A 21,755-nucleotide genomic window follows, 5' to 3' on the forward strand; every position below is an offset into this window, starting at 1 on the left:
CCCTTTTTTACTGGCAGGGATCTGAATCTCCCTATGAGTAAATGTCACATTTGGCGTTTCGTCTAATCGGCCCGGAATTTTCCCGCCCGTAACATTTACCGTCCCGGTTCGCTGCGTCACAATAGCGGGATCGTAAACGCAACCCTCACAGGAGTGATATGAAACCTCTGTTTGTCTACGGCACGCTGCAGCCCGGGCACGATAATGCTCATATTCTGGAGCAGATAGGTGGCGAGTGGCTGGCCGGCAGCGTTAATGGCACCTATTATGCGCGCGGCTGGGGCGCCGCCGCTGACTTTCCTGGCGTGGTGCTGTGCCAGGATGGCGCGCGCGTGCCGGGCTATCTGTTTTTCTCGCCCCATCTCGACGTGCACTGGTCAATGCTCGATGCATTTGAAGAGGGCTATGATCGCGTGCCGGTCGCTGTGACCACCGATCGGGGTGAGCAGATCACCGCCTGGGTTTATCAGCTGCAGCCTGCAACAGAGTAGCTATCCTTATCCCGTCAGCTGATGAGGAGAAACCATGATTACGCTCTGTACTGCCTGCGGCACCTCTTATGCCGCGCCGGCCCCCCGGCACTGCCCCATCTGCGAAGATGAACGCCAGTTTATTCCGCCAGGCGGACAGCGGTGGATAACGCAGACTGATTTGCGCGCCGCGCACACCAACCGGTGGCAGCAGCATCTGCCCGGCCTGCTTTCACTGCAGAGTCTGCCGGCATTTGGCATCAATCAGCGCGCCTTTCTGCTTTGCACTCCGCACGGCAATATTCTCTGGGACTGCATCGCCCATCTGGATGAAGCCACGGAAACGCTGATCCGCGCGCTGGGAGGATTGCAGGCGATAGCCATCTCTCATCCCCACTACTACACCACTATGCAGGACTGGGCCGCCGCATTCAGCGCACCGATCTGGCTGCATGCCAGCGACAAAGCGTGGATTATGCGCGACAGTCCGTGGATCCGTTTATGGCAGGAGGAGGAGCATGCCCTGCTGCCAGGCATCACGCTGCTGCGTCTTGGCGGCCATTTTGCCGGTGGCACGGTGCTGCACTGGCAGCGTGATTCGGGGGTAATGCTGAGTGGCGATATTTTGCAGGTAACGCCAGGCGCGGATGCCGTCTCGTTTATGTGGAGCTATCCCAACATGCTGCCGCTCTCCGCACAGGCGGTGCGCAACATGATGCAGCCGTTACGGGATCGCAGTTTCACGCAGCTCTACGGCGCTTTTGACGGACGCGAAATTCTGCAGGATGCCGATGCGATTGTGACGCGCTCTGCGCAGCGCTATCTCAGCTGCCTGAAGTAGAGCATAAGTTATGCTGTAAAAGCATAAGCGCCCTGCCCAATATGGATGTACAGACGTCTGGACGTATATTATAGTCCGGGGCTGACAAGAATAAGGATGCTGCAAACATGAAAAAACGTTTACTGACCGCGCTGCTGGCCGCTTCTGTGACGCTGCTGAGCGCCTGCGATAACAATAACGACGAAAAAATCAAAGTTGCGATTAACAGTGGGCCGGACGAACAGCTCTGGCAGACAGTGAAGCAGGTCGCGCATGACAAATATAAGCTGGACGTTGAGGTGATTGCGTTTAACGATTACGTGCAGCCCAACGAAGCTCTTTACAATAAAGATGTGGATGCAAATGCCTTCCAGAGCCTGCCATACCTTGAGATGCAGTCAAAAGAGCGCGGGTATAAATTTGCCGTCATCACCAATACCTTTGTGTTTCCGATTGCCGGCTATTCCCGCAAAATCAAAAGCTTGAATGAACTGCCGGATGGCGCGACGATCACCCTGTCAAATGAAGCCACCACGCTGGGTCGCAGCCTGCTGCTGCTGCAGGCGCAGGGCCTGATTAAAGTGAAACCTGAAGCGGGTCTGCTGCCCACCACGCTGGATATCACCGCCAATCCTAAAAAGCTGAAGTTTGTTGAGGTGGATACGCCGCAGCTGGCACGCACGCTGGACGATCCGCAGGTTTATCTTTCCATCATCAATAACAACTTTGCGGCGCTGGTGAACCTCTCCGCCTCACGCGACGGCATGTTTATGGAAGGTAAAGCATCACCCTACGTGAATGCCATCGTGGCGCGTGAAGATAATAAAGAGAGTGCGAACGTGCAAAAGCTGAAAGAGGCATTCCGCTCGCAGCCGGTGCTGGACAAAGCCAACGAGATCTACAAAGGCGATATTATCAAAGGCTGGTAAGCGTCCTGCACGCTCCGGACCTCTCCGGACAGTGACCGGGTGTGCCGGAGGTGCAGAGGCATGCGCAATTACCCGGTCCATCCGTTATGTCTGCAGCGGCAACCTGTTCGGGTTACCGCTGCAGATTTTCCGGATTTAAGCATAAAAATGTATTACCGGCGTTGTGCATCATTTCACATTTATCCGCAATCATCTCTGCCGCATAAAATGATACCAATGACTTACAACCGTTCCAGGCTTTAATTGAGTGCAGAAATTAAACTGCAGCTGAAACAGCGTGCTGGCCGGTTAACAACATAAACAGCAGGGTTATCGCGCTTAATCATCAACCTCTCTGTTTTTTTATTTGGCTAAATATCTACGATTGTAACTTTCGTTATCCGATTCACAATTGCTGTAAAACCCGCTAAGTTTGACTTAAGTGTGGCCATTCCTGACTTCTCTTGTCACAACCACGCACCCTTATTTTATATTTAAAAAAATCCCAGACTGTGAGTTCTCATCCACTTAACACGGTGATCGCGTTGTGTCGCCGGGTACACTTTTACCGGAGGATGTATGCGATTCACCCTGAATCCCATTGCGTTGGGGATCGTGGCTGTACAGACCGCGCTCTCTGTTCCACTTGCCAGCCAGGCCGTTACGCTCACTCCTTACAATCCCCGCAACAACGATCAACAAACCGGCGCGCTGATTGTTAACAGCGGCAGTCAGACCCTGACCGGTAATCAGGCGTTTGAAGCAGGCACTGATGGCGCAACAAATACCACGCTCGGGCAGGTAAACATTGTCTCCGGTGCAGCGTTTATCGATCGGGCGAGACTGGATACCGGCCCGCAAAACGTTGCCATTACCGTGCCGGATCTCACCACCGGCGGCAATACGACCTTTCAGGTGTTTGATTCAGCCAGCCTTGTAGCACAGACGCCCGTTAGCAGCAGTACCGTGGTGCCGGATCTGCAAAACGTGAATAACAATCAATATATCAACGCGCGCGTAGCGGATGTGACCGGCAGCGGCAGCGTGCTGGATGTCAGCATCGGGCAACTCACTGCCAGCAGCAGTGCCAGTACCAATGCCTGGACCATGGCGGCAAAAAGCACCACGCTGTTTCAGGCGAGTAATGGCGGGGTCATTAACTGGAACAGCAACAACCGTGTCGCATTCACCGGTTCAGCGGCAGAGGTCGGCGGTGGTGGCGCAACTGACAGTCTGAGCGTGCAAAACCTCGCCACTTACACTGGCAGCTTCAGCGTACAAACGCTGGATGGCAAAACCACCTCTTTTAGCGTAACCAATGCCAGCCAGCTGCAGCGCTACAACACCTGGCTGGTGAGTCAGCTGCAGAGTGGCAACCTCGCCACCGCCCGTTACCTTAGCGAATTTAACAAAGCCGTTACCCTCACCGATGAGGAAATAGTTTACAGCGTCAGCGCCACGCCGCCGGATGAGGTCACGCAACCCCTGGGTAACCGTGTCGTGATCAACGCTGAGGGTATTGGCTCACAGATTACGATTGCCGCAGACAAAACGCTGGAGGCGACCGGCGCGAACGGCGGTGCCGTGCGGGTTGCGTCCGGTGCCAGCGCCACCGTGGATGGCAAACTGGCCAGCCGGGGTACGGCGCTCGCGCTGGACGATGCCAGCGCGACTAACAGCAGCAGCGGAGTCATCAACGGCGGCTTTCTTAACCGGATCGACGGCACCGGCGTGGGCGCGGCCAGCAGCAATGCGACGGCGGTCACGGTGCAAAACAACGGCAACTTTATCAATAATGGCGTGCTGAACCTCGGCACCACCGGCAGCAATCTGACCAGTGGCGTGGCAGGTATCCGGCTGGATGCCAGCGCGCAGGCGAGTAACAGCGGGAATATTAACGTTGGCGTTAATGGTTCCGCCGCACGCGGCACCACCTCTGGCGTTCTGCTCACAGCCGACAGCAGCCGCTTTACCAACACCAGTGCGGGCACCCTTTACATCGGACGCGGCCCGCAAAACAGCCTGAGCGATAACGTAGCGGAAACCGCGATGAATCAGAGCGGTCTGACCAGCGGTATTGCCCTGCTGGCGAACGGCAGCGCGATCAGTGAAGGCCGCATCGTGCTCGGTTCCCGCGTGCAGAATGCGGCCGGCATGTCAGTCAGCGGCGCGAACAACGCCACGCTCATCAACAGCGGCACCATTGATATTAACGGCAGCGCGGCGCGCGTGCCGCGCGAAAACACCGGCATGCTGGTCAGCAACAGCAGCGGCACGCTGGAGAATCGTGGCACCATCAATCTCAACGGGGTTAACGGCACCGGCCTTAAAGTACTGGCTGGCAATGGCAGTACGGCGGCGGCAAGCTCTGCCGGCACAATCAATGTGGCGGGCGGAGCCGATCCCGCCAGCGGCACACGCAATTTTGGCGTATGGGCAGAGGGACAGGGTAGCGGCACAGCACTGGCCAGCGTGGATGGTCGCATCAATCTGACAGGCAACGGGGCGATAGGCGTACACGCACGCGGTAATGCCACCATTAATGTTACGCAGGATGCGATCCCGGTATTCAGCACCGGCAGCCAGCAAATCGGCTTCTTTGCCTATGGTCCGAATGCGCTGATCAACGTAGCGGATAATAATGCTTTTGACGTCACCACCCGTAATTCCACCCTGTTTCGTATCGAACAGGGCGCCGGTTTTGATGGTTCAGATACCACGCTCACTGCTTCCGGCGCGGGAAGCGTGGCGATCAACGGCACCGGTGCTGATGGCACCACGGTTAACACCCGCAATGCCACGCTGAACGTCAGCGGTAGCGGTGCGGCTGGCGTAAACATCGAAGGCGGTGCACTGGGCAATATCGATGCCGCCACCACCATCAATCTCACCGGCAGCAATGCTATCGGGGCGATTGCCGACGGACAAAAACATACGCTGACCGGTGCCAGCAGCCGCGCTCCGGTTGCCGGCACCCGGCTGATTTCAGCGGCAGAGCTGGATTCAGCGCAGGACACTATTACAGGCTATCTGGCGCGTAATCGCGCCCGGCTCACCAACAGTGGCAATATCACGTTCAGCGGCGCCAGCACCACCGGGATACGCGTGGAGAGCGGTGCCAGCGGCAGCAACAGTGGCAATATCAGTATCAGCGAAGGCGGCAGCGGCATTGTGGTCAACAGCGTGGGCAGCCCCTTTGCCACCACCGTCAGCAACAGCGGTAACATTGAGGTAAATGGCGGCAGCATCCGTAACCGTACGCGCGGCGTAACGGCCGGTGGCGCACAGGCTGTCGCAAATCTTGACGCCGGCACGCTTACTCTTAATGGTATTGGTGCAATGGGTGCCGAAGCGCTCAGCGGTGCGCAGGTTAATATCGCTGCGGGATCAACGCCGGTTTTCAATAACAGCAATCAGATCGCTTACCGCGCAGCGGGCAGCGGCTCCCGTATCAGTTCGGCAAGTCGTACGCTGAACATCACGACTGCGGGCTCCACCGGCTACCGCATTGACGACGGTGCTGCGCTCGGTTTCAGCGCCGCCAGTGCGCTCACCGCCAGTGCGGCAAACGCCACCGGCGTCATTGTTTCCGGTAATGGCAGCAGCCTGAACAGCACTAACGCCAGTTTTACCGCCAGCGGCACGGGCAGCACGGCGGTTCGCGTTGAAGGGGGTGCTGCAGCCACGCTGGACAGCAGCAGCACGCTTAATCTGAGCGGTAATAATGCCGTCGGCATCCTGGTGAACACGCTGCGCAGCGACCTCAGTAATGCGCTGGATGGCAGCGCTGCCGCGACCCGGGTAACCAGCAACGCCAGCATCCGTGGGGCCGGCAGCGGCGCTACCGGCGTCGACATTACCAACGGCGCGACCCTGATCAACAACGGTGCGCTTAGTCTGACCGGAAATAACAGCATCGGCATCCGCTCCCGTGCCGGCAGTACGTTAACCAATAACGGTGTGGTAACAGTGACCAGCGGCACCGGTCTGGATGTTTCCGGCCGCGGCAGCACGCTGGCGCAGGGCGGCGTCATCAATGTTGAAAACGGCGTGGCTGGCGTACGTATCAGCGAGGGCGCCCGGCTGGCGCTGAACGGTCGCACTACAGCGATTACCGCGCGCGGAACCGCACACGGGATTTTACTTGACCAGGGCGCCGCGGCACTCAGTGCCGCAGATGCCAGCATCAGCGTTTCCGGCAGCGGCAACGGCATTGAGAACCGTGCAGAACTCAGCAATGTCAGCCTCAGCAACCTGACGCTTAACGTCGGCAACGGCAGCGGCATTCGCACCGGTGTGGCATTCGATCCCGCTTCCACCGTGACGGCAAACGTCAGGGGTAGCGGCAACGGCCTTAACATTGCTAACGCCGACGGCAGCACTACGCGCGGCGATCTGACGCTGGGTCCAGGCTACGTGTTTAACGTCAGCGGCGCAGGCGGTAGCGGTATTCGTGCCAATACCACGGGTGATATTTTCACCGCTGCCAGCGTAAACATTGATGATCCCGCTGGCGGATCGGCGCTGATCTCCGGTACGGCCGGTACCATTGTGAATACCGGGACGCTCCGCTCTGCCAGCCTGCGCGCGCCGGTAGTGGATCTCCGCGGGGGGAAAACGGTGTTTGAAAACGTCGGCACCATTATTACCGCCACGCCACAAACTCAGGCAGTTGCCGGCAGTAATGCCGACGACGTCATCTTGCTGACAGAAGGCGACGTGCGCGGCGATATCAATCCCGGCGGCGGGTCCGACACGTTTCGCTGGAGCGGCGGCAGGCTTAACGGCAGTCTGACGATGGGTAATGGTAACAACAACCTGGCGGACATCAGCGGCGTCAGTCTCAGCACCACTTATCATCTCACCAGCGGCAGCGGAAGCGGTAACAGCCTGACATTCAGCCAGATTGACGGGCGTGGCGGCAGCTTTAGCGCCGACGATCGCCGCAAAGGGGTAAACCTTGGCACGGGCTGGAGCACGATCAACTTTGCAGATACGCGCTGGACGCTGACCGATAATCTGCAGCTGGCGCGCAGCACAATTAATATTGATAAGGCGTCCATCTTATATGCGGGTAACAATGTACACCCGCTGCTGGCAGGCGGTACGGCAGGGTCGCTGGTGGTTAATAACAGCGGCACGCTGGATCTCACTAACGGCGCTGGTTCACCGGGTAATACGCTGGCGATCAACGGATCGCTGGCGTCTGCGGGAGGTCAGGCGAACCTGATCACCCGACTGAACCGGGGTGGTACGCTGAGTAACCAGTTTACCGATCGCATCAGCGTAACCGGCAATGCCAGCGGCACCACGCTGCTGAATGTACAGCCGGATGCTGCCAGCAGCGGTACGCTGACCGATCTTAATCGCAACGGTAGCGTTGAGGGCAATGAAGGTATTTCGCTGGCGCAGATAGGGGGTAACGCGGCTGCCGGCAGTTTTGCACTGGCGGATGGCTATCTCGGGGCCGGGCCGTGGCAGTATCGGTTGTATACTTTCGCGCCGGGCAGCAGCGATCCGGCGCAACGCCTGGTCAGCGGCAGCGGAAATAACTACTGGGATTATCGACTGGCAAACTATCTTGTGTGCGAGAACAGCAGCAGCTGCCAGCCTGCGCTGATTACCGATGCTTTTGGCAGCGAGCAAGCTTATAACGCACGTCCGGCCGTGGTACCACAGGTGCCTGCTTATGTATCGGCGCCCACCGGCCTCGCCTATTACACCACCGGCATTATCGATGACCTGCATAAACGTCTGGGTGAGCTGCGCCACGGACAGCAGCGCGCTGACGGCAATGGCGGCGAGATGTTTCTGCGCTATATCGGCTCAAACCTGAAATACCAGAGCGATCGCAGCTTCCGTGATTATGGTTATGATTTTGATCTCAATTACAGTGCGGTGCAGCTGGGTGGCAATGTGCTGCGGCTTGATGGCGCAAGCGACTCCCTGCGCGGCGGCGTGGCATATACGCGTGGCAATACGCGTCTGCGCCCCAAAGCGGCAGATGGCTATAGCAGCACCACTTTTGACAGTGATAGCCTGGCGCTCTACAGCACCTGGCAGCGTGATAACGGCTTCTATCTGGATGGCGTGCTGTCATTTGACTGGCACCGCGGTGAAACCGATATCGCGCGGCAAAAACAGGTGGCGAAGCTGAAAGGACGCGGCTGGACTGCCTCACTGGAGAGCGGCTATCCGTTTACGCTGGGTGACGGCTATCAGCTGGAACCGCAGGCGCAGCTGCTGTATATGCAGCTTAACATGAATGACTTCACCGATAAGGATGGCAGCAAGGTTCGCTACGGTGATTATGACCAGACGATTGGCCGGCTGGGTGCGCGTCTCAATCGCACCTGGAGTGATGACTATCATCGCCAGTATACGCCTTATCTGCGCGCAAATTATTACAGAGGCTGGGGCGGCGCAGCCACTACCTCGGTCGCTGCTGCAGATAATCCGGCGCTGGGGGCCACGTTTACCAGCGGGCATGTTGGCCAGATGTGGGAAGCGGGTGCAGGCGGCACGGTAACGCTGCACAACGACGTTTCGCTCTATGCTGAAGCCGATTACCGTAAAGCGATCGAGGGTAACGGCGCCAAAGGATGGCGCTACAACGCTGGCGTGCGCTGGGAGTTCTGAACCAGCCCGATACACGGGACGAGCCGGACAGTCCGTCCCGTGTAAGCACGCTCCGGCACCTGTAGTGATAAAAGAGGTGACGTGCTCCGCCAGCGCTTCAGGCTGACGCAGTCTGAAGCCTGTTTTTCTGGCTGATAAACGCGCAGCGGTATAAAAATCGCGTAAAAATTTGCGCTCACGGCGTAAAAATGGTGTGTGAATAGTCGCCACCCTCTCCCTGCCTGTGCAGAAAACCGCTATCTTCGCCGGTATTACTCCGGCGCTGAAGAGATATAGCGCCCTTCTGTTAACCTGAGCAGGAACCCCATGAAACACCCGCACAAAGCCTCGCTGCCTGCTGGCATGCTGGCCGCTGCCGGTATCGTCTTTGGTGATATCGGCACCAGCCCGCTTTATACCCTGAAAGAGTGTCTGTCGATTCTGCCCGACGGCAGTGTCTCACCGGCTGCCGTCATGGGCTTTTTATCGCTGATCTTCTGGGCGCTGACGTTGATCGTTACGCTGAAGTATGTCTGTTTCGTTATGCGCGCGGATGATGACGGAGAGGGGGGCATCCTGACGCTGATGGCGCTGGCCCGACGCGGCGTCAGCAGCAAAGCGGGACACGTTGTCATGCTGGCGGGCCTGATTGGCGGCGCGTTCTTTTATGGCGACGGCGTGATCACCCCGGCGATTTCGGTGCTTTCCGCCATTGAGGGCATAGAGGTCATCTCACCGGCGCTGAAACCGTTTATTGTACCGCTGGCGCTGGTTATTCTGACGCTGCTGTTTGTCATTCAGCGTCAGGGCACCGACAAGGTCAGCCGCATATTCGGGCCGGTGATGTTTATCTGGTTTGCCGCCATTGCGCTGCTTGGGGTGCGCGGCATTTTGCTTCATCCGCAGGTGCTCCAGGCGCTGAGCCCGCACTATGCGCTCGGTTTTCTGCTCAGCCACCCTGCGCTGGCGCTGGCGGCGCTTGGCATGGTAGTGCTGGCCGTCACCGGTGCCGAGGCGCTCTATGCTGACATGGGGCATCTGGGTAAAACCCCTATCCGCCTCGCCTGGCTGGTTGTCGCCATGCCTGCGCTGGTACTCAACTATTTTGGTCAGGGCGCACTGGTCATTGCGGATAGCACCGCGCTCAGTAATCCCTTTTATCTGCTGGCACCGGCGTGGGGGCAAATCCCGCTGATCGTGCTCTCTACGCTGGCAACGGTTATCGCCGCGCAGGCAGTTATCTCGGGTGTCTATACGCTGACGCATCAGGCGATACGGCAGGGTTTTCTGCCGCCGATGCGCATTATCTTCACGTCGCATACCGAGTCAGGTCAGATCTATATTCCGGTAGTGAACTGGCTGCTGTTTACCGCAGTGATGCTGATAGTAATAACCTTCCGTGAGTCGTCGGCGCTCTCCTCTGCTTACGGCATTGTCGTAACCGGAACGATGGTGATCACCGCCGGACTGGCAGGTGTAGTGGCGCGGCGCAACTGGCACTGGCCGCTGCCGCTGGCCGGGCTGTTCTTACTCATCATGCTGAGTATCGATGTGCCGCTGTTTATCGCCAACCTGATGAAGCTGCTCTCCGGCGGCTGGATCCCGGCGCTGCTGGCGCTGACCATGATGGCGCTGATGCTGACCTGGAGCAGCGAACGCAACCGGCTGATCCGGCGGCTCGACAGCAGTCAGGCCAGCCTGCTGGCGCTGGTCAGCTCGCTGGAAAAAAGCCCGCCCAGCCGCGTGGAGGGTACCGCCGTGTTTCTGGCGCGTAAAGAGTTTGAGATCCCGCAGGCGCTGCTGCATAACCTTAAGCATAACCGCGTGCTGCACCGGCGCGTTGTGCTGCTGCATATCCGCACTATCGATACGCCGCGCGTGCATAATCAGCAGCGTATTACGCTGACGCCGCTCTCTGCTTCCTTCTGGCAGGTGACTGCGGCCTATGGCTGGCGTGAAACGCCGTCGATGACAGAGATCCTGCATCTGTGCGGACTGGAGGGTTTTGGCTGCTCGGTTAATGAAGCGTCGTTTTTCACCTCCCACGATACGCTGGTGATGAAGCAGCGTCATGGTCTGGCGCGCCTGCGCGGCGGTATCTTTCACTTTTGCCAGCGTAACGCGCTGCGGGCGCATGAACAGTTTCATATCCCGCCAAACCGCGTCATTGAGCTGGGTGGTCAGCGCGAGTTTTAACCCGTGAACGCATTAGCATACGGCGTAAACCTGTAAGCAGATGCAACCAGGTTACTGCTGAAGTGACAAAGTTGTGGCAGAACTTTTCTTAACAAGATATTAGCAATTAAAGCTAAACCAGACGGCGCGGCAGGGTGTTTAGTCACCTTGTCGCCCGCGCTTTTTTAAACCGGGCAGAAAAATGCATAACGGACCCCCATCGTGCAATTATCTCAGGAGCAGGCTTATGAAAGCGTTAATCAATGATGTTATCTCAATCTTCACTCCGCAGGATGTCCAGCCGGTACTGGTTCGTGCCGATCTGACACCCCAGCAGATCGCTTCACTGCGCCCTACCAGCGTGACCAGCGTAAGCTGGGCAACCTCAATGGATGAGTTAACCGATGCGGTGGTCAAAAAGACGCTGGCAGCAGGCGCAGCGGGATATCACATCAGCGATGTGGAATCGCATGAACCGGCACATGACGGGCATCCGGTACTGGCAGCGAAAGCAACGCTCTATCATATCGGTGATGACATTGCGCTGAATGGCTAACGCTGACGTCTCTGCGCCTGCTGAATAACTGGCGGGCGCCTGACGCAAATTACCCGCAGTTTTATTTGCTTTACGTTCAGCCTGTGGTTATAAAGAATAACCGCGCAACAGAAGCGGTTATCCTGCTGATATTTACCCTACTCTTCCCGCCTTATTTGCTGCTTATTTAGCCTGAATATTGTTATGTAACTTAATTAACCGGTGTAAATACTTAAATAACTAAAAACAGGTTAATCTTTCCGTAACAATATTTTAATTTGCCATCCGAATTTTTAACGTTCATCTGCACTGAATATAGAACAGGACTGGCATGAATCAGACCAAAAAAATTGTGTCCGCGCTTTCGCTGACCGCACTGCTTGTTTCTTCAGCGGTTCACGCTGAAAATGCACCAGAAAAAACCGACGTGCTGCTGATTGGCGGCGGGATCATGAGTGCCTCTCTGGGCACCTGGCTGCAGGAGCTGCAACCGGGCTGGAAACAGCTGATGGTTGAGCGTCTTGACGGCGTGGCGATGGAATCGTCCAATGGCTGGAACAATGCCGGTACCGGTCACTCTGCTAACATGGAGCTGAACTACACGCCAGAGCGTGCAGACGGTTCAATCGACGTTAGCAAAGCGCTGGAAATCAATGAGTCATTCATGATCACCCGCCAGTTCCTGACCAGCCAGGTTGAGCGCGGTGTGCTGCACGACCCGCGTTCCTTCATCAACTCTACGCCACATATGAGCTTCGTCTGGGGTGATAAAAACGTTGAGTATCTGACTAAACGCTATGCGGCGCTGCAGAAAACTACCCTGTTCCAGGGCATGAAATTCTCAACCGATCACAAGCAGATTGAGCAGTGGGCACCGCTGGTGATGGAAGGCCGCGATCCGGCGCAGAAAGTTGCTGCGACCTGGACGCCGGTCGGTACTGACGTCAACTACGGTGAAATTACCCGTCAGCTGATCGGCAGCCTGAAAAAAGATCAGAACTTCACGCTGGAGACCTCGTCTGAAGTCACCGACTTCAAACGTAACGGTGATAACTCCTGGCACGTCACGATTAAAGATGTGAAGAGCGGTAAAGATCGCAGCGTTGATGCGAAATATGTCTTTATCGGTGCCGGCGGCGCGGCCATCAAGCTGCTGCAGAAAACCGGCATTCCGGAAGCGGACAACTACGGCGGCTTCCCGGTAGGCGGCTCATTCCTGATGACCGAAAACCCGGCGATCACCAGCCGTCACCTGCAGAAAGTGTATGGTCAGGCTTCCGTGGGCGCACCGCCGATGTCGGTTCCGCATATCGATGCGCGTAACCTCGACGGTAAAAAAGTGGTGCTGTTCGGGCCGTTCGCGACCTTCTCAACCAAGTACCTGAAAAATGGCTCGCTGTTTGATCTGCTGAGCGCAACCACCACCAGCAACGTTATGCCGATGACGCACGTGGGTATCGATAACTTTGACCTGGTGAAATATCTGATTGGTCAGGTCATGCTGACGGATGATGATCGCTTTGCCGCGCTGAAAGAGTACTATCCAAACGCGCGCAAAGAGGACTGGAAACTGATTCAGGCGGGTCAGCGCGTACAGATCATCAAGAAAGATGCGGATAAAGGCGGCGTGCTGAAACTCGGTACGGAAATTGTTACCGATCAGCAGAAAACCGTTGCGGCCCTGCTGGGTGCGTCACCAGGTGCGTCAACCGCTGCGCCTATCACCCTGAACGTGATGAAATCGCTGTTCCCGCAGCAGTTTGCTTCACCGGAGTGGCAGGAAAAAATCCGTTCTATCGTTCCGAGCTTTGGCCAGAAGCTGAATGGTAATACCGCGCTGACGCAGCAGATATGGGATAACACCGCTTCTGTACTGCAGCTGACCAAACCACCGGTCATTACTATGAGCGAGCCGCAGGCCGCGCCGATGCAGGCGAAGCCGCGTGAAGAATCTGCTAAACAGGATATGGCGCTGTAATCGCGGCCAGCCCTGAACCTGCAAGCCGGACACTGTCCGGCTTTTTTTATGCCGGTAACCCGTCAGCAGAGCGCGCAAAATAGCTGTTCAGCAGCCGCCAGAGATAGTGTGCAGCAGGCGTCATGCGGTGATCGGCGCTGTGCAGCAGCTGACACTGGCTGTCGCGCGCGATGCGATGATCAAGCGGCACTGCAACCAGCCGATCGTGATCGAGAATACTTTTCAGCGTCTGCGGCGTCATAAACGCCACGCCCTGCCCGGCCAGCGCCAGTGAAATTGCGCTGGTAAACAGGTTACAGCTGCAGGCAGGCGTAAAAATCAGTCCTTCACTCCTGAACATGGCATTGAGGTAGCGCTGCAATCCAAACTGTTCATCCATACCAATAAGACGATGCGCGGCCAGCTGTGACAATGTCACCTTTTCCAGCGTGGCCAGGGGATGCGAGGGCGGGACTACCGCACAGATAGGGCCGCGCCTGAAGCTGTTACAGCGCAGTCCGGGCGGACCTGAGGGGCCAAAACTGACCGCCATATCCACCTCCCCTTTGGCCAGCAGCGTCAGCGTGGTTTGCATATCTCCCGACTGAATATTGACGAACACCGCCGGATAAGCCTGCGAAAACTCGGCTATAACATGGCGGATCACTTCATCCGCCATTCCCTGGCCCACGCGCAGCGTGACGCTGCCACCGCGCATATGACGCATATCCTGCAGCTGCCGCTCCAGCTGCCGGCGGCGCTGGCTGGTCAGCGCATAATCCTCTGCCAGCAGTTTACCGGCGTCGGTCAGAACGACATTTCTGCCACGTCGTTCCAGCAGCGGCAGCTGCAGTGCGCGCTCAAGCTGCGCCAGCTGGCGGCTAATCGCAGAAGCGTTTACCCCCAGTGCGTCTGCAGCGCGGCGAATACCGCCATGCATCCCGACCTCATATAAGTAACTTATCGATTTTTCCGGATAGCTGGATAACGTCATACTTTGCGCTTATCTGTTGACCTGAGAGCAACAATAATAACCAGCGCGGCTTATTTTTCTACCGTGTTTTTTCTGCGCATACTGCCAGTGCAAACCCGACAGACAGGAAAAATATAAAATGAAAGCGATCGCCCTTTATCTGGAACAGCACGCCGCAGACATTCTGGCGGATATTAAAAAACTGGTAGCGGCTGAATCTCCCTCTGACGATAAGCCTGCCGTCGACGCCTGCGGTGAGGTGCTGCAGCAGCTGTTTCAGCAGCGTCTTAACGTACGGGCTGAAATAACACCGCAGCAGCACTACGGCAATCACCTGAAATTTTCGCTGGGCGGACAAACGCCGCAGAGCACCATTATTGGTCATTTCGATACCGTCTGGGATAGAGGTGAACTTACGCTGCGTGAAGAAGCGGGACGCTTATACGGTCCCGGCATTCTTGATATGAAAGCGGGACTGGTACAGGCGATCTGGGCAGTACGCGCGCTGCAGCAGCTTAACCTGCCCGGCTGGCAGCAGGTGGTGTTTCTCTGCAACAGTGATGAAGAGCTGGGCAGCCCCAGCTCACAGCAGTGGATTGAAACGCATGCGCAGGGCTCCACACAGGTCTTTGTTGTGGAGCCCGCAGTGGCGGGCAGCGGCGCGCTGAAGGTCGCCCGCAAAGGCACCGGCCGCTATGACCTTACGCTGACCGGCCTGGCCGCGCACGCCGGCAACAATCCGGAAGAAGGCGCCAGTGCGGTTCAGGAGATGGCGCAGCAGATCCTGGCGCTGCACGCGCTCAACGCGCCTGACCGTGGCACTACGGTCAACGTCGGCGTTGCCAGCGGCGGCAGCCGGGCGAACGTTGTGGCGGATCGCGCCCGTCTTGAAGTGGATACGCGCGTCACCTCAGAAGAGGAAGCGGCGCGCCTGCATGCGGCGATCATGCAGCTGCAGTCGCACGATCCGCGTGTGACCCTGCACATCAGCGGTGAACAAAGCCGTCCGCCTATGCGCCAGAGCGCGGCATCACGCGCCTTGTTTACCCGCGCGGTGCACATTGGTCATCAGCTGGGACTGACGCTGGAGGGGGCCTCCGTTGGCGGCGGCAGCGACGGCAACTTTACCGCGGCGCTCGGGCTGCCCACGCTGGATGGGCTGGGGGCAACCGGTGCCGGGATCCATGCACGTCATGAGCATATTATTGTCGCGGAGGTGGTGCAGCGTACCGCGCTGCTGGCTGGCCTGCTGAGCGGAGAGACGCCATGACACAGATACCGCTGGAAAAACCGGACACCGCTGTGCGCCAGCGGGAGGGCCTCAGCCCCTACCTGCTGCTGTTTATTATCCTGGTGCTGGCCGCTGTGTCGACCTGGCTTATCCCGGCAGGCGTCTACGATTATGAAACGCGTGACGGCATTAAGTTTGCCGTAAAAGAGAGTCTGCATGCGGTGCCGCAGAGTGGCGTGCTGCCGCTGGAGATCTTTATGGCGATTGCCGCAGGCATGGTCAAACAGGCACCGATTATCTTTCTGATCCTGTTTACCGGCGGCGTACTGGCGGTGATTGAGAAAACCGGTGCGATAGCCACCGCTCTGCAGGCGCTGTCGCGCAGCAGCACGCTGAGCGATACGCGCATCATCATTATTTTCGCCGCGATTTTCTCCCTGCTGGGCACCACCGGCGTGGTTGTTAATGCGGTGGTCGCCTTTGTGCCAATCGGACTGCTGGTGGGGCGTTCACTCGGACTCTCCCCTATGCTTGGGGCCTCACTGGTCTACCTGACCTGCGCCGCCGGCTACAATGTTGCCATTTTAAATCCGGCCACTACCGGGCTGACACAGCATCTGGCGCAGCTGCCGCTGTTCTCCGGCATGCTGCTGCGCGCCCTGACCTGCCTGCTGTTTGTGGTCAGCGCCGCGCTTTACCTGATCCACGCGGTGCGCCGGGCGCGTAAAAACGGTGAGTACCGGCCAGCGATGCGTGCCGAAGCAGAGAGTAGTGCACCGGTGACCGGGCGCCATAAGCTGATTCTGGCGACAACAGCGCTGGCGCTGCTGCTCTTTATTGCCGGTACGGTGCGCTATCACTGGGGCACCCGTGAGATGTCAGCGATGTTTATTCTGCTGACCATAGTGATCGGGCTGCTGGGCCGCCTGTCCGGATCGGACATTGCCAACACCTTTCTGGCAGGCTGCGCCACGCTGGTTAAAGGGGCGTTTATCGTGGGTATGGCAGCCGCTATTTCGCTGGTGCTGCAGCAGGGTAATGTACTCGACCCCATTGTCGGGTTTCTTTCCGGCCTGCTGGAGCCGGTGCCCGCCTGGCTGGCCACCATTGGCATGTTTATCAGCGCAGCGCTGATCCACTTTGGTATCTCATCCGGTTCAGGGGAGTCTGCGCTTTTGATCCCGATTTTCTCACCGCTGGGCGATAACCTTGGCCTGACGCGTCAGGTAATGGTGCAGTCGGTGCTGCTGGGTGAAGGGATCGTTAACTGTATGAGCCCGACCTCCGGCGTGCTGATGGCGGTTCTGGCTACAGCTGGCGTCTCTTTCGGTCAGTGGCTGCGCTTTGTTGCCCCGGTCATCGCCATCTGGTTTGTGATCTGTGTAGTGATGCTGCTGATTGGTGTGGCTATCGACTGGGGTCCCTTCTGACCGTGCCCTGCTCAGGCAGCGCCCGCTTTATTCAGGGGCTGCCTCTTTCTTTCCCGGAGATGATCTGTTTATCGACTGCAGTACTATTTTTAACGGGTTCGTATTGTTCTGGATCAATATTTTTATTCTTATAAAACGTTGAATGTAAAAAAATTATAATCACTTCATAAAATACTACTCCGCTAACTAAATAATTACAGCAACGCTAAAAATAGCTATCAAGCTTCCGTTAGCCGTGACGATAGTAAATTGACGGCAGAGCATGAAGTCCGCACGGCTCTGGCCAGCATTTCAATATCTCACTAAAGGTGAATGTTATGGGCCTTGCTCACTCCCTCTCAAATATTAAAATCGGAAAGAAACTGGGAGCCGGTTTTATTATTGTGATTGCCGCCTCACTGGCAATAACTGTTATAGCATTTGATTGTTTTCGCAGTATTAAAGATAACTCAGCCCGGCGTACAGTCACGGTTGAGATGGTGAATACGCTCAGCAAAGCGCGGCTGAATCGCACCCTGTATCAGTACACAAAAGATGAGCAGTTTGCCGTGCGGAACGTTGAAGCGCTGAAAGAACTCGCTTCACTTTACCAGCGTCTGGGTACGTTCAGCTGGGACGCAGAGGGTCTGCAGAAAGTGAATCAGCTGGGCGAACTAATGCGCAGCTATCGGGACCAGCGCGAAAAATTTGTCGCTGCCGCCAAAGAGACCACCGGCACCTTCAGTGCAATTACGCCCGCCACGCTGATTAAGCTGGCGCATCAGCTGGAATCGCTGAACCGCGGCCTGACGCCAGAGACCGCGCCGCCGGTTATGCAGCTCACCGCCACGCTCTACGATACCGCGAATATTGAAGAGAACTTCCTGAAAAATCCGGGTGAAACCAGCAGAGATGCCATCACGGATAAATTTATTACCATCACCACCCTTACCGAGCTGCTCGGGAGTTTTAATCAGGGAGATATCACGACCGCAACCCAGGCTGTGCTGGCCACCATTAATCAGCAGCGCCCCGCCCTGATACCGTATATGAACGCCTTCAGCACCGAAAAAAGCGAATCCACGAGCCTGACAGCAGCGGCGGAACGACTGAACGCAGGCGTGGCTGAGATGTTCAGTTATCAGTCGCAGCTTTCTGCCTCGTTTATTAAAGGCGCCGAGTGGCGTATCGCTATTGCCGCCATGATCTGTGTGGTGCTGAGCCTGCTGATTGCCTGGCGCATTACGCGCAACATTACCCACCCGCTGCGTGAAACGCTCAGCGCGGCACAGCGTATTGCCGCCGGCGATCTGACCATCTCCCTGAATACCACCCGGGGTGACGAACTGGGCCAGCTGATGCAGGCGGTCGACACCATGAACCATAGCCTGCAGACCATTATTGCTAACGTGCGCAGTGGCGTCAGCAGCGTGGCGCGCGCCTCCGCAGAGATTGCTGCCGGAAATACCGATCTCTCGTCCCGTACCGAACAGCAGAGTGCCGCCGTGGTGCAGACCGCCGCGAGTATGGAACAGCTGACCTCAACCGTGAAGCAGAATGCTGAAAACGCCCATCACGCCAGCCAGCTGGCGACCGACGCTTCCGGCAATGCGGGCCGCGGCGGCGAGATTATCCGTGACGTGATCACCACCATGAGCGGCATCAGCCAGAGCTCCGGTAAAATCGGTGAAATCATCAATGTCATTAACAGCATCTCGTTCCAGACCAATATCCTGGCGCTGAACGCGGCGGTTGAGGCGGCGCGGGCCGGAGAACAGGGACGCGGCTTTGCGGTGGTGGCGGGCGAGGTCAGGAATCTGGCGCAGCGCAGCTCCGTGGCGGCAAAAGAGATTGAGACGCTGATCCGTGAATCACTGGATCGCGTTAACGACGGCTCCGCGCTGGTGGATCGCGCCGGCACCACAATGAACGATATTGTGCAGTCGGTGACGCAGGTCCGCGACATTATGGGGGAGATTGCGGCCGCGTCTGACGAACAAAACCGGGGCATTTCGCAGATTGCGCAGGCGATGTCGGAGATGGATACCACCACTCAGCAGAATGCTGCTCTGGTTGAAGAGTCCTCGGCCGCTGCGAGTTCGCTGGAATCTCAGGCGATTGAACTGGAGAAAACCGTGGCTATCTTCCGTTTGTCAGCAGAACAGGAAAATGCGGCGCGGGTTGCACCGAAGCCTGCCCTCGCACCATCAATGGTTAAACCCAAACCTGTCGCCACCGCCGACGCCAGCTGGGAAAGCTTTTAATCGGCTCTGCGCAGACAAAAGCCCGTAAGCGGATGAAAAGCTTACGGGCTTTATTTTTGGCCTGCGTCAGCCGGAACGCCGGCAGAATGTGATCAGATCAGAAATCGTAACCCACGGTCGCCACAATTGAGCGCTCGGCGCCCCAGTAGCAGTAGCCTGTACCGTAACACGCGGAGACATATTCGCGATCGGTAAGGTTATTGGCATTGACCTGGACATAAGCGCCTTTCAGCTGACTGTTCCAGGCACCGAGATCGGCGCGTACCGAGGCGTCAAACAGGGTAACCGAAGGCAGCCGGCGGGTGTTTTCATTGTCAGCCCACTGCTTGCCGATATAGCGCACGCCGGCACCCACGCTCAGGCCGTAGTCAAACTGATATTTACTCCAGAGCGAAGCCATAGCGTTGGGGGTAACATACGGCGTATGGCCATCATTACCATCCACTGAATCTTTATACCGCACGTGGCTGAGCGTGTAGTTGGCGATGGTGCTGAGGCGCGGCGTCAGCTGAGTGTGCGCTTCCAGCTCCAGCCCCTGCGAATGCACCTTACCGGCAGGAACAAAGTAAGATCCCTGCACGATACGGTTGCCGACATCTTTCTGCGTAAGATCGTATACCGCAGCGGTGTAGAGATCGGATGTACCCGGCGGCTGGTATTTCACGCCCGCTTCATACTGCTCAGCGGTAGTGGGTTTCAGCAGGTTGCCGTTCTGGCCCGAGAGCGACTGCGGCGTAATAGCCTGGCTGTAACTCACATAAGGTGAGATGCCGTTATCGAAGGCATAAAGCAGTGCTGCACGCCCGCCCACGTGGTCATCCTGACGCCGGTTTTTGGTTGCCTGATCGTAGTTCTCGGTCTGCGACACAATGCGATCGTAGCGACCCGACAGATCAAGATGCCACTTATCCCAGAGCATCTCATCCTGCAGATAAACGCCGGTCTGATAGTAGTAGCGCTGCGAGCGCTCGAAGGTGTACACGTCGTTGGCGCCCACGGAGGTGCCGGTCCGCGCATTCAGCTGGCTGGCGTTACCGCTTGCATCATGCAGATCGTTTTTATACTGGTGATACTCCGCGCCCAGCACCACTTTATGCTCTACCGCGCCGGTGGCGAAATCCGCCTCCAGCTGATTATCAATGGCGTACGCTTTCAGCGATGAACGCGAACCGGAGTAGTAGCGGTTCAGCAGATCCGAATTATTCCCTGTCCAGCCGATTTGATACACCTGATCGAGATCGACGTTTGAGTGAGAGTAGCTGGCATTAGAGCGGAACGCCCAGGTGTCATTAAAGCGGTGCGCAAATTCGGCGCTGTAGATCTGCTCGCGGCGCTTGAACTGGTCGAGTGAACTCTGCCCGTCGTAGAAACCGTTGCTTAGCTTATAACCGTTATGTTCGGTGATGCTGCCCTCACCCGGCACCGCACTGTGGTAGCCGCCTGAGGGATCTTTCTGCAGATACGCGCGCAGCAGCAGCGAAGTATCTTCCGACGGCTGCCAGAGCAGCGAGGGTGAAATCGCATATTTCTCTTCCCGCGTGTGATCGTACTGCGTATCGCTGTTGCGGGTAATACCGGTAAGGCGGAACGCCAGCTGATCGTTCAGCGCATCGGTGTAGTCAAACGCGGCTGAGCTGGTATTGTTGTTACCCGCCGAGAGACGGAAATGCCCTTCCTGCCGGAACTGCGGACGTTTTGACGTCTCCATCACCAGCCCGCCCGGCACCGTCTGACCATACAGGGCAGAAGAAGGGCCTTTAATCACATCAATGCGCTCAAGGAACCAGGGATCAACCTGCAGCACGTTATAGCTGCCAGGATCGCTCATCAGCCGCAGGCCATCCAGAAAAACATTATCAACATCGCCACCGTGGAAGCCGCGCAGCGAAACGGTGTCGTAACGCGACGCCGCACCGGCGAAGTTTGTAAAGGCACCCGCGGTGTAATTCAGCGCCTGATTAACGTTCATCGCGCCCTGATCTTCCATCTGCTGACGCGTAACCACTGATACTGCCTGCCCGGTGGTAACCAGCGGGCGATCGGTTTTAGTCGCACCCTGGCTGGTTTTTGCCGTATAGCCTGAGGTGGGAGTGGTGGCCGTTTCAGCCGGCTGAGCGGTGACAACCAGGGTTTCAGCCGCATAAAGCAGCGGTGATGCAGTTAACGCGACGGAGCAAAGCAGTACAGAACGCTTCAGAGTAAAAGGCACTCGCATGGTTAATTCCCTTAAAAACACGCAGTTCTCTCCGGTACAGCCGGAGAGCCGATGGACGCCAGAGGCAATGGTAATGCTAATATTAATGAGAATTATTATCTTTTTGGCGGGAACATTTCAAGATGTGTATGCGGTAAAATTTCTGCCTGAAACCAGCTGAAAAGTGAGGAATGGCTGAAA

Annotated in this window: 12 protein-coding genes; 10 read left to right on the plus strand and 2 right to left on the minus strand. The window is 57.1% G+C overall.

Annotated features, from left to right (window positions below; all coding sequences use genetic code 11):
* Positions 1–158: 158 nt before the first annotated feature.
* The 7 genes from BBA90_RS00585 to mqo all read left to right on the plus strand — a co-directional run bounded on the left by BBA90_RS00585 (position 159) and on the right by mqo (position 13,504).
* On the plus strand, positions 159–491 hold the full coding sequence (locus BBA90_RS00585) for a gamma-glutamylcyclotransferase family protein (RefSeq protein ID WP_065647398.1): 333 nt from the start codon (positions 159–161) through the stop codon (positions 489–491).
* Positions 492–525: 34 nt separating this feature from the next.
* Positions 526–1,311 carry an MBL fold metallo-hydrolase gene (locus BBA90_RS00590; RefSeq protein WP_065647399.1) on the plus strand — a complete coding sequence of 262 codons (786 nt, stop codon included), beginning with the start codon at positions 526–528 and terminating at the stop codon, positions 1,309–1,311.
* Between the two features lie 107 nt (positions 1,312–1,418).
* Entirely contained in the window at positions 1,419–2,219 is an 801-nt protein-coding gene (locus tag BBA90_RS00595; RefSeq protein WP_065647400.1) for a MetQ/NlpA family ABC transporter substrate-binding protein, read from the plus strand.
* A gap of 558 nt (positions 2,220–2,777) precedes the next feature.
* Positions 2,778–8,837, plus strand: a complete 6,060-nt coding sequence (locus BBA90_RS00600) for an autotransporter outer membrane beta-barrel domain-containing protein (protein ID WP_065647401.1) — start codon at positions 2,778–2,780, stop codon at positions 8,835–8,837.
* A 306-nt stretch (positions 8,838–9,143) separates the two neighbouring features.
* A complete protein-coding gene (gene kup, locus BBA90_RS00605) occupies positions 9,144–11,012 on the plus strand; it encodes a low affinity potassium transporter Kup (RefSeq protein WP_065647402.1) in 1,869 nt (622 codons plus the stop codon).
* A gap of 226 nt (positions 11,013–11,238) precedes the next feature.
* Positions 11,239–11,547: a DUF1471 domain-containing protein gene (locus tag BBA90_RS00610; protein ID WP_065647403.1), complete on the plus strand. Its 309-nt coding sequence runs from the start codon at positions 11,239–11,241 to the stop codon at positions 11,545–11,547.
* 310 nt (positions 11,548–11,857) lie between these two features.
* Positions 11,858–13,504 (plus strand): malate dehydrogenase (quinone), encoded by a 1,647-nt coding sequence (gene mqo / locus BBA90_RS00615; RefSeq protein WP_065647404.1) that lies wholly within the window; start codon positions 11,858–11,860, stop codon positions 13,502–13,504.
* Positions 13,505–13,550: 46 nt separating this feature from the next.
* Here the strand turns inward: mqo and BBA90_RS00620 are convergent, their stop codons facing one another.
* Positions 13,551–14,477, minus strand: coding sequence for a LysR family transcriptional regulator (locus BBA90_RS00620; protein WP_065647405.1), 927 nt, complete (start codon positions 14,475–14,477; stop codon positions 13,551–13,553).
* Between the two features lie 118 nt (positions 14,478–14,595).
* Here BBA90_RS00620 and BBA90_RS00625 point away from each other — a divergent pair, with 118 nt between their 5' ends.
* The 3 genes from BBA90_RS00625 (at position 14,596) to BBA90_RS00635 (ending at position 19,360) form a co-directional block, all read left to right on the plus strand.
* On the plus strand, positions 14,596–15,726 hold the full coding sequence (locus BBA90_RS00625; protein WP_065647406.1) for a M20 family metallopeptidase: 1,131 nt from the start codon (positions 14,596–14,598) through the stop codon (positions 15,724–15,726).
* Positions 15,723–17,117 (plus strand): YfcC family protein, encoded by a 1,395-nt coding sequence (locus BBA90_RS00630; protein ID WP_065647407.1) that lies wholly within the window; start codon positions 15,723–15,725, stop codon positions 17,115–17,117. The genes BBA90_RS00625 and BBA90_RS00630 overlap by 4 nt, the downstream gene beginning before the upstream one ends.
* Positions 17,118–17,434: 317 nt before the next feature.
* Entirely contained in the window at positions 17,435–19,360 is a 1,926-nt protein-coding gene (locus BBA90_RS00635; RefSeq protein WP_065647408.1) for a methyl-accepting chemotaxis protein, read from the plus strand.
* 97 nt (positions 19,361–19,457) lie between these two features.
* Here BBA90_RS00635 and BBA90_RS00640 read toward each other — a convergent pair whose 3' ends face one another.
* A complete protein-coding gene (locus tag BBA90_RS00640) occupies positions 19,458–21,575 on the minus strand; it encodes a TonB-dependent siderophore receptor (protein ID WP_065647409.1) in 2,118 nt (705 codons plus the stop codon).
* Positions 21,576–21,755: the final 180 nt, after the last annotated feature.

The sequence above is a fragment of the Pantoea eucrina genome (assembly GCF_001691555.1).
In the GTDB taxonomy this organism is placed as follows: Bacteria; Pseudomonadota; Gammaproteobacteria; order Enterobacterales; family Enterobacteriaceae; genus Pantoea; species Pantoea borealis.

Excerpts from the sequence above, each read along its gene's own strand:
- BBA90_RS00625 (WP_065647406.1), top strand. The coding sequence starts at position 14,596 with ATGAAAGCGATCGCCCTTTATCTGGAACAGCACGCCGCAGACATTCTG.
- BBA90_RS00640 (WP_065647409.1), bottom strand. The coding sequence starts at position 21,575 with ATGCGAGTGCCTTTTACTCTGAAGCGTTCTGTACTGCTTTGCTCCGTC.
- BBA90_RS00595 (WP_065647400.1), top strand. The coding sequence starts at position 1,419 with ATGAAAAAACGTTTACTGACCGCGCTGCTGGCCGCTTCTGTGACGCTG.
- BBA90_RS00590 (WP_065647399.1), top strand. The coding sequence starts at position 526 with ATGATTACGCTCTGTACTGCCTGCGGCACCTCTTATGCCGCGCCGGCC.
- kup (WP_065647402.1), top strand. The coding sequence starts at position 9,144 with ATGAAACACCCGCACAAAGCCTCGCTGCCTGCTGGCATGCTGGCCGCT.
- mqo (WP_065647404.1), top strand. The coding sequence starts at position 11,858 with ATGAATCAGACCAAAAAAATTGTGTCCGCGCTTTCGCTGACCGCACTG.
- BBA90_RS00585 (WP_065647398.1), top strand. The coding sequence starts at position 159 with ATGAAACCTCTGTTTGTCTACGGCACGCTGCAGCCCGGGCACGATAAT.
- BBA90_RS00600 (WP_065647401.1), top strand. The coding sequence starts at position 2,778 with ATGCGATTCACCCTGAATCCCATTGCGTTGGGGATCGTGGCTGTACAG.
- BBA90_RS00635 (WP_065647408.1), top strand. The coding sequence starts at position 17,435 with ATGGGCCTTGCTCACTCCCTCTCAAATATTAAAATCGGAAAGAAACTG.
- BBA90_RS00620 (WP_065647405.1), bottom strand. The coding sequence starts at position 14,477 with ATGACGTTATCCAGCTATCCGGAAAAATCGATAAGTTACTTATATGAG.
- BBA90_RS00630 (WP_065647407.1), top strand. The coding sequence starts at position 15,723 with ATGACACAGATACCGCTGGAAAAACCGGACACCGCTGTGCGCCAGCGG.
- BBA90_RS00610 (WP_065647403.1), top strand. The coding sequence starts at position 11,239 with ATGAAAGCGTTAATCAATGATGTTATCTCAATCTTCACTCCGCAGGAT.